Source organism: Wolbachia endosymbiont (group A) of Longitarsus flavicornis (assembly GCF_963931955.1).
Classification (GTDB): domain Bacteria; phylum Pseudomonadota; class Alphaproteobacteria; order Rickettsiales; family Anaplasmataceae; genus Wolbachia.
This window is the reverse complement of the sequence record NZ_OZ008337.1, coordinates 569,677-585,093: the sequence shown is the minus strand read 5'-3', so window position 1 is coordinate 585,093 and position 15,417 is coordinate 569,677. Positions and strand designations below refer to the sequence as shown.

Below are 15,417 nucleotides of genomic sequence, written 5' to 3'. Positions count from 1 at the left end.
ATATTTAGCAAATTTGACTAAAGATTAAAGTATAATGAGATTCTTATTTAAAGTGATAGAAAAATGATTCAACACGATAACAATAAAATGTATGGAACTACTATACTGTCAATTAGAAAAGATAAAAGCGTAGTAGTAATAGGTGATGGACAGGTTTCACTGGGCCACACTGTTATAAAATCCGGAGCAAAAAAAGTTAGGCGTCTTTCTGGTGATTCTGTAATTGCCGGTTTTGCTGGAGCAACAGCCGATGCATTTACTCTCTTTGAAAGACTAGAATCTAAACTTGACAAGCACCCAGGGCAATTAATGAGGGCATGTGTTGAACTTGCAAAAGACTGGAGAATGGATAAATATCTGAGGAAATTAGAAGCTATGATGATTGTTGCAGATAAATCTATTTCATTAGTAATTACGGGAACAGGTGATGTTCTTGAACCTGAAGATGGAATCGCAGCTATTGGCTCTGGGGGAAATTTTGCTCTATCTGCAGCAAGAGCTTTAATTGATATTAAAGGAATATCAATAGAGGAAATTGCGAAAAAGGCTATGAAGATAGCTGCCGATATATGTGTTTATACAAATCATAATGTAATTATTGAAAAGATAGAGGAGTGATATGTCTTCTGAACAAAAAACTTTATGCACTAATTTTTCCAATCAGCCTATAACCCTTTCAGAAGGGCGGTCTTGTAGTAGTGACACCTATGATGAAAAACATGACCTCTATAGAGATACTAAGAGTGGTTTTGATTCAAATGACAGCGATGTTCAAGTTAATGACAGTACTCAAGTTTTGTTAGATGACCTGCCACCACAGAAGATAGTTAAAGAATTGGATAGATTCATAATCGGACAGGATGATGCAAAGCGTGCTGTTGCTATTGCACTCAGAAATCGTTGGCGTCGCAATCAGGTTCCATTTCCATTGCGTGATGAAATCATACCTAAGAATATATTGATGATTGGTCATACAGGGGTTGGTAAAACTGAAATAGCTCGCCGTTTAGCAAAACTTGCAGGTGCACCGTTCATAAAAATTGAGGCAACGAAGTTTACTGAAATAGGATACGTTGGACGTGATGTTGATTCGATAATACGCGATTTAGTTGATGCAGCAATAGTTTTAGTTAAAGAGAAAGCCCATAAAGCCTTAGCTAAAAAGGCTTTAATTTTAGCTGAGAAAACAATAGTAAACTCTATGGTAGGCGAAGGTGCAACCGAAGAGAGTAAAAAAAATTTTAGAGAAAGGTTGAGGAATAAAGAGTTTGAGGACGGAGAAGTTTCTATTAACGTCAGAGAGAGCAAGAGTATGTTACCTACTTTCGATATACCAGGCATGCCAGGTGGGCAAGTTGGCGTGATGAATGTAACAGAAATAGTGGGCAAGATGTTTAATGGGAGCAAAAAAACAAAAACTATTACGGTGAAGGTAAAAGAAGCGCGTGAAATATTAATTAATGAAGAAAGTGAAAGGCTAATGGATGAAGATAAGATAATCAAAGAAGCCATTGATCTTGTTAGTAATGACGGTATAGTATTTTTGGATGAAATAGACAAAATTGCAGCGCGTACAGAAGTAAAAGGTGAAGTAAACAGAGAAGGAGTGCAACGCGATCTGTTACCATTACTTGAAGGAACAACTGTTACAACTAAGTATGGCCATGTAAAAACAGACTATATATTATTTATTGCATCTGGTGCTTTTCATCAGTCTAAACCATCTGACCTCTTACCGGAATTGCAGGGCAGATTACCGATCAGGGTAGAACTTAAGGCACTTACTCAAGAGGATTTAATAAGAATATTAAAGGAACCAGAATCTAGTTTGTTAAAGCAGTACATAGCTTTAATGAAAACAGAAAATGTGACACTTGAGTTCACTGATGATGGTATAAAAACCATAGCTGAAATAGCGTTTACAGTTAATAGGCAAGTGGAAAATATAGGCGCAAGAAGGCTTCACACTGTCATGGAGAAGCTTTTAGATGAAATAAGTTTCATTGCTTCTGAGAAAAATAGCGAAAAATTCATTATAGACAGCAAGTATGTAAAAGATAAACTTGAGTCAATTTCGAAGCAGTTGGATTTATCTAAGTTTATACTTTAGGAAAAACGAGAGTAATCGTTCACGGATCTTCCTCTTATTTCTGTGAACGGTATTCTATAGTGTTTTTAAAACCAAACGATAAACCTTGTCATTAGACTTCTTTCAAAATTCATGTATGGAGCTCAAAATTGTGAATTGCAGCAATCAAATTAAACCTTAAACCAAAACGTTTTCGTCGGTTTCTATACCTGTCCGAGATGATTTTAAACCTTTTCAATAAGCCAATTACGTTTTCAACAATTGCCCTTTGGCTCATAAGTGCCCTGTTCTCTTTTTTTTGTTCTTTGCTTAACGGATTCTTTTTCATTTTCCTGTGCGGTAATACAACATTTTTGTGTATCTTCTGCATTCCCCTGTAGCCGGCATCAGCTAAGATTTTGGTGTCCGGTAATATTGCTACCTTTGATTCTCTAAACATCCGAAAATCGTGTTTTCTACCATTCGAGAAAGATGTGCATATGACTTTTTTACTCTTCTTCTCTGTTACTATTTGTGTTTTTATAGTATGCCTTTTTTTCTTTCCAGAGTAGAAGGGCTTTTGCTTTTTTTTGGTCTCTCTACTGGCGTTTCAGTTCCGTCTATTACTAAAACTTCATATTCTACATCACTCTTTAATAGCTCTTTTTTTCCTGGTAATGCAAAATCTGGATGTTTTATTAATATGTCTTCTACCTATCTTATTATTTTAAAACTGTTACTTTCACTCATGCCATAGCTTTGCCCAATATGAAAATATGTACGATATTCTCTTATATATTCCAGTGCCATAAGTAGCCTGTCTTCTATGCAAAGTTTACTTTTTCTTCCACTTCTAGCTTTTTTTCTTTTATCCTCCACTTCTAGAATTTCTACCATTCGCTCAAATGTTGCTTTTTTTACCCCTGTTAAACGTCGAAACTTTTCTCCTTCTAACTTTTCTATTTCCTTATATTTCATGCTTTCAAATACTTCATCTTACACTCCCTCTAACAATTTTGAAAGAAGTCTATTCCAGTGCCCCTGTGATGTCATTCCAGTGCTCCTTTTTTTGTCATCCCAGTGCTTGACACTGGGATGACAGGGGAGGGAGGCTACTTTCATGACATCATCATAAAGTAAACCAGTGTCTGGGCACTGGGATGACAAAAATAAGGAGGCTACTCGGATGACACCTTTTTTCTGCTTAGTTTAGGTTATGCAAGAAGTCTAGTGCATGAACTGGTCCTTTTCGGATTTTAGCGCTGTCTGCACGAATGTCTAGTTTAGGGGTAAGAAAAATTATGGCCCGCAAATTAATCCAAACACATAAGTGTAGTGTTACCACCGAATGCTGTAGTGTTAACACTTACAACTTTTTCTGTAGAAAAACGCTGTAAATAATGAGGACCACCAGCTTTTGGCCCAGTGCCAGATAGTCCTCTACCACCAAATGGTTGTATCCCAACTGCTGCACCTATCTGGTTACGGTTGATGTAGACATTTCCAACTGATATTTTTTTACTTATAGTGTCAATTTGACTTTGTATACGACTCTGCAAAGAAAACGTAAGCCCATATCCAGTACTATTTATATCACTTATAACTTCATTTAATTGTGACTTGTTAAAACGTATGATATGTAAAATAGGACCAAATACTTCTTGCTTTAATTGCGAAATTTTTTGTATCTCATAAATATATGGAGGAAAGAAATAACCATTATGAGAATTTGTATCCATGGGTACTTTAAATAACAGATTTGAATCTTTATCCTCTGACATTTTTTGCGTATGTTGAGTGAGCATATCGATAGATGCTTTGTCAATTATTGGACCAATATCAGTACTAAGTTGTATTGGGTCACCAATCTTGAGTTCTTGCGCTGCACCGCATATCATTTTTATCTGCTTCTCTGCTATGTCTTCTTGAATAAACAGCACTCTAAGTGCAGAACAGCGTTGGCCGGCGCTGCGAAACGCAGAAAGTACAACATCCATAGCCACTTGCTCTAAAAGAGCAGAGCTATCAACTATCATAGCATTGAGCCCTCCTGTTTCAGCAATAAGTGGCACGATAGGACCATCCCTATTTGCAAGCATTTTATTGATTATTTGAGCAGTTTGTGTTGAACCAGTAAAAGCTACACCGGAAATTCTATTGTCTGGAACTAATATTTTGCCTAAATATCCACCATCCCCAGGAATGAGGTGCAACACATTTTTTGATATCCCAGCTTCATGTAGTATCTTAACAGCTTCATAGGCAATAATCGGCGTTTGCTCTGCCGGTTTTGCCAGCACTGCATTACCTGCTGCAAGTGCAGCTGAAACCTGCCCAATGAAGATAGCGAGCGGAAAATTCCACGGTGATATGCATAAGAAAACTCCTCTGCCTTCAAAAAAGATGAAGTTATCTTCACCTGTTGGGCCCGGCAATTTTTTCCAGTCGCTCAGTTCATTTTTTGCTATCATTGCATAATAACGCAGAAAGTCGATTGCCTCTCTTACTTCTGCTATTGCATCGGATAAAATTTTTCCTGCTTCCACAATCAGAATGTAAATCAGCTCTTTCATCCTTTCTTCAAGCAAATCTGCAGCTTTTTCGAGGTATTGAGCGCGCTCTACTGCTGAAACATTCTGCCATTCAGCAAAAGCACTATGTGCTATTTCAAGAGCATTTAAAGCCTGATCACTTGTTGCACTTGACACTTCTCCAATTACATTTTCCAAATGTGCAGGATTCACTACTTCGATAAATTCAGCACTATCAAATAGTGCCTTTCCATCAATTATTGGCCCAATTTGCCATTTCTTTTCACTAAATTTTTTTATATCATTTGCAAGTTGCGAAACTGTAATTGAATCACTAATATCCATTCCCAAGGAATTTTTTCTCTCTGGTCCCAAAATATCTTGTGGTAATGGAATGCCTGGATGAGGTTCATAATTAAAATTTATAGCTTTTTCCAGTGGATCTGAAATTAACTCATCAATTTTAACGTTAGAATCATTTATTTGATTAACAAATGAACTATTAGCTCCATTTTCAAGAAGGCATCTTATAAGATAAGGCAACAAGTCACTATGTTCCCCAACGGGTGCGTAGACACGACAGCTAACATTTGTTGCAAGCTCTGACATTGCATAATCATATAAGTCTTTTGCCATTCCATGTAAGCGTTGAAATTCAAATCCAGGGTGGTTTTTATCAGCAAGTTCCATGATAGAAGCAAAAGTATAGACGTTATGAGTTCCAAAGCATGGGTAAAAGCTGTTTGGTTTACTCAAAAGTTTCTGTGCGCACACGAGGTAAGATACGTCAGTATAGCTTTTTCTTGTAAATACTGAGTAATCATTTAATCCCAATTCTTGCGTACGCTTGATTTCTGAATCCCAATATGCACCTTTTACAAGCCTCACCATAATTTTGTGCTTTGATCGAATAGCAACATCTTCAACAAAGTCAAGAACAGATAAAGCGCGCTTTTGATATGCTTGTACAGCCAAGCCAAGCCCTTCCCACTCAGAAAGTGAGTCATCAAGACGCAATTGCTCGAATAAAACTAATGACATCTCAAGTCTTTCTGATTCTTCTGCATCTATGCATAATGAAATATTGTACTTTTTTGCTTCATGACAAAGCTCTAGCAGTTTAGCTCTCAACTCTTCAGCTATATTATCGAATTGGCTGAATTCATAACGTGGATGTAACGCAGACAATTTGATTGAAATTCCATGCGATTTAAAACAATCACTTATATCAGTGGATTCACCTATAGCTTTTATTGAATGCATATATGAATTAAAATACTCTTCCACATCCTCAGCTGTGTGAGCAGCTTCACCAAGCATATCAAAAGAGTATAAAAACTTACTATTGTCATCTAGTTTTGCATATCTTAAAGCTTCTTCTATGGTTTCTCCAACAACAAAATGATTACCAAGCATAGACATTGCTTGTTTTACTGCTTTGCGAATAATCGGCTCTCCTAAATTTTTAAGTAATTTAGAAATTGCGTAATAGAACTTCGAATCGCCTTCATTATCTCTCAATATACTACTTCCTATCATTAAACTCCATGTGGAAGCATTGACAAACAATGAGGAAGAATGTCCTAAATATTTACTCCATTCTTGATTGGCAATTTTATCTTTGATTAGCTCGTCTATTGTATAATCATCTGGTATTCTAAGTAGTGACTCAGCAAGACACATAAGCGCTATTCCTTCGTCATTGGAAAGCGAGTATTGCTGCATGAAAGAATCTATGACATCTAATTTGTTGCCTTTAATCTTTTCAATAACTTGTTTTGCTATATTATAAATTCTATTTTTTGAATCAGCCGAAAGCTCTGTTTTTTCTACAAGGCGGCGTACATAACTTTTCTCATCAGTACGATAAAACCCTTGTAAACGTTTTCTCAACTCGTTAGGTTCTTGTATAGGACTAATCATATATAATTATCTGCAAAACACTCTGTTACCATATGTAAGGCAAAATTATATCATAACTTTGCATAGAACAAATCATTATTTAAAAAGGGATCAGGGCTGGCTAGAAGAAGTCCATGCAATAACTTTAAAAGGATTGTGCAAGTATGTAGCTTAACACTCCGCCATGCATTAAGTATTTAATCTCAGTTGCGGTTTGTACACAGCATTTGAGTTGAATTGATTGTTCAGAATTATCCTTTCCTTTGATGATACATTCTAGATTTCCACCTGGCACTATTTCACCTTTTATGCTTATTACCTTACTACCATCAAATATCTTTCTGGTTATTCCATTTTGGAATATAAGTGGAAGAACACCCATACCAACTAAGTTGGACCTATGTATACGCTCAAAGCTTTCTGCAATTACAACTTTAATCCCCAACAATAAAGTACCCTTTGCTGCCCAATCCCTACTTGAACCTGTGCCATACTCCTTTCCTGCCACAATGATGAGAGCTTCCTTGTAGCGCATCGCCGCATCAAAAATTGGCATAGTTTCTTGAGAAGGAATATATTTTGTATATCCACCTTCGGTGCTAACCATTTCATTTTTTATTCTAATGTTAGCAAAAGTCCCACGCATCATTACATTGTGATTACCACGACGAGATCCATATGAATTGAAATCCTGTGGTTCAATTCCAAGCCCTTTTAAATATAGACCGGCAGGACTACTCGAGGCAATATTTCCCGCAGGGGAAATATGATCAGTAGTTATGCTATCGCCAAACATTGCTAATATTTGTGCACCCTTTATATCGATTTTATTATTTTTAGGTGATAAGTTATCAAAATAAGGCGGATTTTGTATGTAAGTGCTGTTTGCATCCCAATTATAGATTTCACTTTTTTCACACTTTATCTTTCGCCAATGTTCATCACCAGAAAAAACATCCTTATACTTTTGTATGAACATCTCACGTGTTACCACACTTTTAACACAATCTTCGATTTCATTGTTTGTTGGCCATATATCTTTGAGATAGACATCATTTCCATTCTTATCTTTGCATATTGAATCTTTTGTCAGATCAATTTGCACAGTACCAGCAAGTGCATATGCAACAACAAGTGGCGGAGATGCCAAGTAATTAGCTTTGACTAACGGATGAATTCTTCCTTCAAAGTTACGATTGCCAGATAAAACTGCAGCAACAGTTAGGTTTTTATTTTTAATATCATCTTCTATATCTTTATTAAGTGGACCAGAATTCCCAATGCAAGTTGTGCAACCATATCCAACTAGATTAAAACCCAAAGCATTTAGATCTACCTGCAATCCAGACTTTTCTAAATATTCTGTTACAACTTGTGACCCTGGAGCAAGAGAAGTTTTAACCCAAGGCTTTGATTTTAATCCAAGTTTAATTGCATTACGAGCTACAAGACCTGCAGCAATCATCACACTTGGATTTGAAGTATTAGTGCAGCTTGTTATTGCTGCAATAACTACACTTCCATCTTGGAGTTTATCGCTTTCCTTTGACTCATTAACTGAAAATGATTTAGAAAAAGACTCTGCCACTTGTGAAAGAAAAACTTTATCTTGTGGTCTTTTGGGACCAGCCATTACTGGCTTCACGCTTGATAAATCAAGCTCTAGTGTGTCAAAAAATGCTAATTCGTCATTGCTGCGCCACAATCCCTGCTCTTTTGAATAGACTTCAACTAATTTGATCAGCTCTTCTGGTCGCCCTGTTAAATGTAAATAATCGAGTGTTTTCTGATCAATTGGAAAAAATCCACAAGTTGCGCCATACTCCGGGGCCATGTTTGCTATAGTGGCTCTATCTGCCAAAGATAAATAATCTAAACCATCACCATAAAATTCTACAAACTTACCAACAACGCCTTTTGTTCTTAGGATATTGGTAACCGTCAGCACTAAATCGGTCGCAGTTACTCCTTCCGACAATCTGCCAATTAATTTAAATCCAACTACTTCTGGAATCACCATACTAATTGGTTGACCAAGCATCACAGACTCAGCTTCTATGCCTCCAACACCCCAACCAAGGACTGATAACCCGTTAACCATTGTAGTATGGCTGTCAGTACCAACTAAAGTGTCAGGATATATGACTCCATCATTATTACACACAACTTGCGCTAAATACTCAAGATTCACTTGGTGGCAAATCCCTGTGCCAGGCGGCACTACTCTAAAATTTGTGAAGGACGATTCCCCCCACTTTAAAAATTGATATCTCTCCAAATTTCTTTTTACTTCTAGCTCAACATTCTTACTGAATGCGGAAACACTTCCATAACTATCTACTTGAACAGAATGGTCAATCACAAGATCAACCGGTACAGAAGGATTTATGCTGCTCGGGCTTCCTCCATTTTTCTTAACATAGCCCCGCATTGAAGCTAGATCAACAACAGCAGGAACCCCTGTAAAATCTTGCATCAATACCCTTGCTGGTTTATAGCTAATTTCGTGATTAGTGTGTTTATTAACGCAGTCTGCTAGTACTCTTATATCATCCAGCTTGACGTTCACTCCATCTTCATTACGCAATAAATTTTCAAGCAGAACCTTAAGTGAGCAGGGCAATTTAGTCACATCTATTCCTAAAAATTCACTAGCGCTACTTAGGCTAAAATAGTTGTATGACTTCCCGTCAATGTTTAAAGTCGTTTTTGCATTTAAAGAATTGTTCATCCTATCACACTATATTAGTTAAAATTGGAATTACTACCGTTACTTTTTTGTTGTTGACCTTGCTGCTCATACATAGTTTCAAAATCTATCGGATCTAGCATCAGTGGGGGAAATCCACCACTACTTGTAACTCTTGCAATTATTTCTCTTGCAAAAGGAAAAAGAAAAGTAGGTCCGCCAATAAACAAAGCTTGTCTTACCTCTTCCTCGCTCAACTCTTTTAAATTTTCTATTGAAAAAATGCCACAATATTTCGTTTCACAAATGAAAGCTACGCCATCTTTTATATCTTCATCTTTTATCGTTGCTTTGACTTCTATATGCAAAGTAATTTCATGGAAAGATTTTTCTTCATTCACTTCTTCTTTGTTTTTCGTCCCTTCTAATTTTGCTGAATTGATATTAACCATTACATTAATATCTGGAGCTTTACTAGAAGAAAGGAATGGCGAATTCGGATTCTCAAATGATAGATCTTTAACATATTGACCGTGAATTCTCATTTTTTGTTGTGGCATTTCTTACGTCTCCTTTAATTAAGTTGAGATATTTAATACTTTCTTATATAATATATTCATTTACAAACGAATAGCAAACCTGATTATAAGTTGATATGAAAAACATATTTTCATTAATAATTAATAATGTTCGGATACTTTATATGCCAAGGAGTTGAGTTACTATGATAGAGCTTGTAATATATGCTTTATTAGCGGCGTTCATTTTTTCACGTTTGTATAATTCTTTAGGAAGATCAGCCAACCTCAACCTAAAAAAGCTAACTGGTGTATTGGATGTAAGCCGAAGTAGAGAAGACGTAGTAGAAAACATTGAGGGTTACATTGATAGCAATGATGAAAATTCAATAAAAGTTACTTATGAACAAATATTAAAAAAAAATAAAGATTTTTCTATTTCCCACTTTATAGAAGGTTCAAGCATAGCTTTTGAATTAATAATAAAGTATTTCAATCAAGGAAATTTGTCTCAGTTAAAACCACTTCTCGATAAAGACTTATATGATAATTTTGCAGAGAAGATTAAACATCGTAAAGAGGTGCACGAGTCTATCATTGTTTCTATCGTTTCACAAAAGATTTTAGAAATAAAGCTAGTAAAAAATGTAGTGTTTATTGCAGTATATTTCCTTTCAGAGCAAATTAACTTCGTTAAGAATAATAAAGGAGATATCATATCAGGTAGTACATCCACTATTAATAAAGTTGAGGATGTATGGCAATTCAAAAAAAGTGTTAATTCATCAGACCCAAGCTGGTTGCTTGTTTCTATTCACTATAAAAAGACAAGTAACGATAAGACAAATGACAAGTAAGATTAGTTTTATTTAGAGTTAACCATGGAAAGCAAGCTACGCGAAATAGTACTTGACACTGAAACGACAGGTCTTGACACTGAATCTGGTCATCGAATTATTGAAATAGGGTGTGTGGAATTAATTAATCGTATTCCAACAGGTAAAGTATTCCATCGGTACCTTAACCCAGAAAGAGATATACCTTATCACTCGTTTAAGATTCACGGTATTAGTGAAGAATTTTTAGAAGATAAACCATTATTTTCAAATGTTGCACTTGAATTTCTTGACTTTATATCTAATGATATTTTGGTAATTCACAACGCTGAATTCGATGTTAAGTTCCTTAACATGGAGTTAAGCAAGCTGAATGCTGGGTTAATTTCCTCAGATAGAGTGCTAGATACATTACCTCTTGCGAGGAAAAAATTCGCAGGATCACCTGCTTCTTTGAATGCATTATGTAAGCGTTTTGATATATCGCTAGAGAATAGAGAATTGCACGGAGCACTAGTTGATGCTCAATTGCTTGCAAAGGTATATGTTGAACTTACAGGAGGGTTACAAACCTTTCTGTTTGATAATGAATGCAATCAGGACAGTAACTCTACATTCGTTCAGCATAAAGTGCGTAATCTAACTCCCAGAGAACATTCACCAAATAGTGAAGAAATTGATGAACATAAGAAACTGTTAGACAAAATTAACAATACACTTTGGAATAAATATATTGAATAGATCAACCAATAAAGATACAATTTAATTTTACTGAGAGCACCCTAATGGTAAGGTTTATAAGATTGTTATCTAATATGCTAGTAGCATTAGCAGTTGTTTTTTTAGGTTATTGTTATTTCACCAAAAAAGGCATATTTGCCCCAGCAGCGATTCACAACGCAGAAGTTAAGATAGGCGGAGATTTTTCTTTAATTAATCAGGACGGACAGATCCTGCGCAGTAGTGATTTTAAAGATAAATACATGATGATTTTCTTTGGGTTTTCCTCATGCAAAAGAATTTGCCCTATGAACCTTGGAATAATTTCAGAAACACTTGCAAAGTTAGATGAGAAGACTAACAACAAGCTACAAACATTCTTCATCACAGTTGATCCTGAACGCGATAGCACTGAAAAACTCAAAGAATTTCAGCAGCAATTTGACCATAGAATACAAATGTTAACTGGTGAAAGAGAAAAAATAGACGAAGTAATTGCAAAGTATAAAGTATACGCTAGCAAAGTTGGTGGAGAAGAAGAAATCAACCATTCTTCGATAATATATCTTATTGGCCCTGAAGGAAGATATGTTACACACTTTGCAGCTGATTTAAATTCAGACGAAAGTCAATCTGATAAGATTTTGGCTGAGATAAGAAAATACGTAAACTGAATTATAGATTTTTCTGTTAATTAGCCGAGCACGCAACTGCATGAGCATTATAATTTAATCTCCACGGGAAGACGCATTGGAATGACACTATTTGCTGTCTTCAAAAATAAATGTTCGTAAAGGTATCTGTTCAGGCAATGGCGTCAACTTAAGAGCCTCCATTAGCAAACTCTCCTAAAGACATGATGGCGTTTGGGCTTATCTACCTTATCGCGGCTGTCCTGGTCGGATTTTAACTTTAGCGCGTATACTTGCTCTATCAAAAAGGGCTTGAAAGTTTTTTGGCGAACAATTTCCAATAAGTACCTGATAGAGTTTCTGCCTCATTACACCAAATAAAACTGAAAAATTTAAACGATACTCAGCAATTTGATCTGGATTCCAAGGCCCTTGTGCATCACACATATGAAGCGACAATAGACTTCTTTCAAAATTGTTAGAGGGAGTGTAAGATGAAGTATTTGAAAGCATGAAATATAAGGAAATAGAAAAGTTAGAAGGAGAAAAGTTTCGACGTTTAACAGGGGTAAAAAAAGCAACATTTGAGCGAATGGTAGAAATTCTAGAAGTGGAGGATAAAAGAAAAAAAGCTAGAAGTGGAAGAAAAAGTAAACTTTGCATAGAAGACAGGCTACTTATGGCACTGGAATATATAAGAGAATATCGTACATATTTTCATATTGGGCAAAGCTATGGCATGAGTGAAAGTAACAGTTTTAAAATAATAAGATAGGTAGAAGACATATTAATAAAACATCCAGATTTTGCATTACCAGGAAAAAAAGAGCTATTAAAGAGTGATGTAGAATATGAAGTTTTAGTAATAGACGGAACTGAAACGCCAGTAGAGAGACCAAAAAAAAGCAAAAGCCCTTCTACTCTGGAAAGAAAAAAAGGCATACTATAAAAACACAAATAGTAACAGAGAAGAAGAGTAAAAAAGTCATATGCACATCTTTCTCGAATGGTAGAAAACACGATTTTCGGATGTTTAGAGAATCAAAGGTAGCAATATTACCGGACACCAAAATCTTAGCTGATGCCGGCTACAGGGGAATGCAGAAGATACACAAAAATGTTGTATTACCGCACAGGAAAATGAAAAAGAATCCGTTAAGCAAAGAACAAAAAAAAGAGAACAGGGCACTTATGAGCCAAAGGGCAATTGTTGAAAACGTAATTGGCTTATTGAAAAGGTTTAAAATCATCTCGGACAGGTATAGAAACCGACGAAAACGTTTTGGTTTAAGGTTTAATTTGATTGCTGCAATTCACAATTTTGAGCTCCATACATGAATTTTGAAAGAAGTCTAATATATTACACATGACTAAGTTTGCCCAAAATTCTTGTAATACAGCCTCTAAATTTACGCCAGAAAAATTCTCTAATTCTGCACCTATTTTGAGTCGTTTATAGCACTCCTCTATATGCCACCTTAACACATAAGCTTTGCTGATATCTTCCAAAGTAAATTTTACTCGGTCAAAAAGTGAAGTAATCAATACCTCTGTTTCTCCGTTGGCTAATGTCAGCACTATAACTCTTACTTTCTGTCCTTTCATTTTATTTTTTAGCTTTTCATTTTCTAATATAAAATCGAAATCTAATTCTCCAGATGCAATTCGTTCCCATAGCTTGCTATAATTTCTTTTTTGCAAGCGAAAAATAAAATCTACTTCCAAATCATAATGCTGCTGAATGAATTTTACTGAAGGATAACCACGATCATAGATAAATAATAATTTCTTTTGATTTAATGAACGCATTTGAGTGATAACTTCGGGTAATTGCTCTTCCGCCAACGTTTGTTCACCTATATTCCAAGCCGCAAGACGAGCACTACAAATCAGCGAAGTACACAAATCAACAAACAAATTGCCAATGGTGGCATTGTGCCTGTTGTTCCATTTGGTTTAAAGCGGCCAAACTCGGATACAATTTCCTCAGAGCTGGGTAATCTCATACCAGAACCATCTGCTGCAATAAGTCTATAGCCTCTCCAAGTTCCATACTCAGGTTCATCCTGATAGGCTGTTTGGATGCTTAGCTCTAATAATTCTTGAAAGCCTGTATGGCAAATCTTATACCTTGCTTTAGAAAAAGCTTGCTTTGAGGGTGGAGTTTTACATGTCAATGGCTCCATAAGTTCACATTCTATTCCCAAACTTTTTTTAACTAACTTTAAAATCATAGAAAATACTGTCGAAAAAGGAAGTTTTCTTGTTCGTGTAAAACTGTTTTTTCCAACACAATGGATTCTCTGAAAAGCTTTCGAGTATATTATATTTTTAATTTGTAGAATAAAATTTTTCCTTTTTGCATGTTTCACCTAAAAAGGACACATTTTAAACTTCTTTGTTGAAATAAAATAGAAACAAAAGTGCTGTTTCCTGCGGCTTCTGGATAATTTAATGGTAAAAGTTTTAGAGAGAAATTTTATACACTATCGCTGATATTTTTCCTTAAGTTGACGCCATTGTCCGTTCAGCAGAGTGGTTTAAGAAACAATAGATAGGAGATTGTGAAAAGGCCCTTTGTTTCCATGTTAAGTATAACGAAATTATCCGTTCAAGTTCCCTGCTTCGATTGGGTAAAATATGAATTTTTGCGATAAACGACATAATGCCGAATTTACCGTTCAGCGTGGTTATTTGTCAGCGGAATATTTTCTGGGTCATCTAAAAATTTCCACATCATTCTTTCAGATTTCAAAATATTTTTCGTAACTCGAGAAGCTCCAATTGCTTCAGGTAGTTGTAATAGTTTAGACTTCGTGGTAAACATGTTGCCATCCACTTCCGCCCTAACAAGTATAGTGTGGCTTGACAAATTTATTGTCATCTCAGACCGTGGAGAGAACCATATGCTACTTTTAACTTATGTAAAATTACCAAGGATTATGGAGAAGATATGCTGTTTTGATTTGTGTGAAAATTATTGTTGACTTATGTGCAATTAGAAAACCCTAAAATATCGTTCAAAAAGTGGATAGGGATATTCTTGTTTTTTTCCGTTCCAAAGATTTTTTTGAAACACAAATCATTGCGAGGATCGAGAAATTTTGATGGCCAAAATGCTTGGAAAACATTAATAATTATACACACAATTATTCAACCATATTTTTGAAGATAGCTAGGCAGCAACTTTCTGTATCTATTTTAAATTGAAGAAAGCTCAAATGAAAGATCGTGTTTTGCTAAAAATCACAGAATGCAGTCTGGTTACGTAGATTTTTCCCCATTAGACAATAGCCTGTTTACAAAATTTTCGTTACAATAATCGTCTACAAAACAATTCTATCATCTTTTTATTTATGGGGTACCTCCTATTTTTTGCTAAAATACTGGAGTTCACCCTCTCTCTTATTATTTTTCTAATCTATAGTTAGCGTTCAAAACCATATTCGAAAAGTATCTCATATGTTTCCGGATTTTTTTAATGCTGTTTATTTCATCCTCAACATTGCCTCTACCTTTAT

At 35.5% G+C, this 15,417-nt stretch carries 8 protein-coding genes and 6 pseudogenes; 6 read left to right on the top strand and 8 right to left on the bottom strand.

What is annotated here, in order from left to right; translation table 11 throughout:
- Positions 1-63 precede the first annotated feature (63 nt).
- Both hslV and hslU read left to right on the top strand, forming a co-directional pair.
- Positions 64-618, top strand: coding sequence for an ATP-dependent protease subunit HslV (gene hslV, locus AABM58_RS02915; protein WP_077188416.1), 555 nt, complete (start codon positions 64-66; stop codon positions 616-618).
- Position 619: 1 nt separating this feature from the next.
- Positions 620-2,110 (top strand): ATP-dependent protease ATPase subunit HslU, encoded by a 1,491-nt coding sequence (gene hslU, locus AABM58_RS02910; RefSeq protein ID WP_338406280.1) that lies wholly within the window; start codon positions 620-622, stop codon positions 2,108-2,110.
- Between the two features lie 109 nt (positions 2,111-2,219).
- Here hslU and AABM58_RS02905 read toward each other — a convergent pair.
- From AABM58_RS02905 to secB, 4 genes and pseudogenes are all read right to left on the bottom strand, one after another.
- A pseudogene (locus AABM58_RS02905) lies at positions 2,220-3,046 on the bottom strand (IS5 family transposase).
- A 335-nt stretch (positions 3,047-3,381) separates the two neighbouring features.
- A complete protein-coding gene (gene putA / locus AABM58_RS02900; protein ID WP_338406279.1) occupies positions 3,382-6,522 on the bottom strand; it encodes a bifunctional proline dehydrogenase/L-glutamate gamma-semialdehyde dehydrogenase PutA in 3,141 nt (1,046 codons plus the stop codon).
- A 124-nt stretch (positions 6,523-6,646) separates the two neighbouring features.
- The gene (acnA, locus tag AABM58_RS02895) at positions 6,647-9,232 is read right to left on the bottom strand and encodes an aconitate hydratase AcnA (RefSeq protein WP_338406278.1); all 2,586 of its coding nucleotides are present in this window, start codon (positions 9,230-9,232) and stop codon (positions 6,647-6,649) included.
- Between the two features lie 14 nt (positions 9,233-9,246).
- Complete coding sequence (gene secB, locus AABM58_RS02890; protein WP_338406277.1) at positions 9,247-9,750, bottom strand: protein-export chaperone SecB; 504 nt, start codon at positions 9,748-9,750, stop codon at positions 9,247-9,249.
- A 164-nt stretch (positions 9,751-9,914) separates the two neighbouring features.
- On the opposite strand from secB, the gene AABM58_RS02885 reads away from it, so the two are divergent.
- The 3 genes from AABM58_RS02885 to AABM58_RS02875 are packed head-to-tail and all read left to right on the top strand — an operon-like array spanning position 9,915 to position 11,938.
- Positions 9,915-10,565: a Tim44/TimA family putative adaptor protein gene (locus AABM58_RS02885; RefSeq protein WP_338406276.1), complete on the top strand. Its 651-nt coding sequence runs from the start codon at positions 9,915-9,917 to the stop codon at positions 10,563-10,565.
- Between the two features lie 24 nt (positions 10,566-10,589).
- Positions 10,590-11,285: a DNA polymerase III subunit epsilon gene (gene dnaQ, locus AABM58_RS02880; protein WP_338406275.1), complete on the top strand. Its 696-nt coding sequence runs from the start codon at positions 10,590-10,592 to the stop codon at positions 11,283-11,285.
- A 44-nt stretch (positions 11,286-11,329) separates the two neighbouring features.
- The gene (locus AABM58_RS02875) at positions 11,330-11,938 is read left to right on the top strand and encodes an SCO family protein (protein WP_338406274.1); all 609 of its coding nucleotides are present in this window, start codon (positions 11,330-11,332) and stop codon (positions 11,936-11,938) included.
- A 161-nt stretch (positions 11,939-12,099) separates the two neighbouring features.
- Here the strand turns inward: AABM58_RS02875 and AABM58_RS02870 are convergent.
- A pseudogene (locus tag AABM58_RS02870) lies at positions 12,100-12,361 on the bottom strand (IS4-like element ISWosp8 family transposase); the annotation flags it as partial.
- A 46-nt stretch (positions 12,362-12,407) separates the two neighbouring features.
- On the opposite strand from AABM58_RS02870, the pseudogene AABM58_RS02865 reads away from it, so the two are divergent.
- A pseudogene (locus AABM58_RS02865) lies at positions 12,408-13,234 on the top strand (IS5 family transposase).
- A gap of 15 nt (positions 13,235-13,249) precedes the next feature.
- Here the strand turns inward: AABM58_RS02865 and AABM58_RS02860 are convergent.
- The 3 pseudogenes from AABM58_RS02860 to AABM58_RS02850 all read right to left on the bottom strand — a co-directional run.
- Positions 13,250-14,268: pseudogene (locus AABM58_RS02860) on the bottom strand (IS4 family transposase); the annotation flags it as partial.
- Between the two features lie 168 nt (positions 14,269-14,436).
- Positions 14,437-14,750, bottom strand: a pseudogene (locus tag AABM58_RS02855) (IS66 family transposase); the annotation flags it as partial.
- A 146-nt stretch (positions 14,751-14,896) separates the two neighbouring features.
- A pseudogene (locus AABM58_RS02850) lies at positions 14,897-15,031 on the bottom strand (PD-(D/E)XK nuclease family transposase); the annotation flags it as partial.
- Between the last annotated feature and the right edge of the window lie 386 nt (positions 15,032-15,417).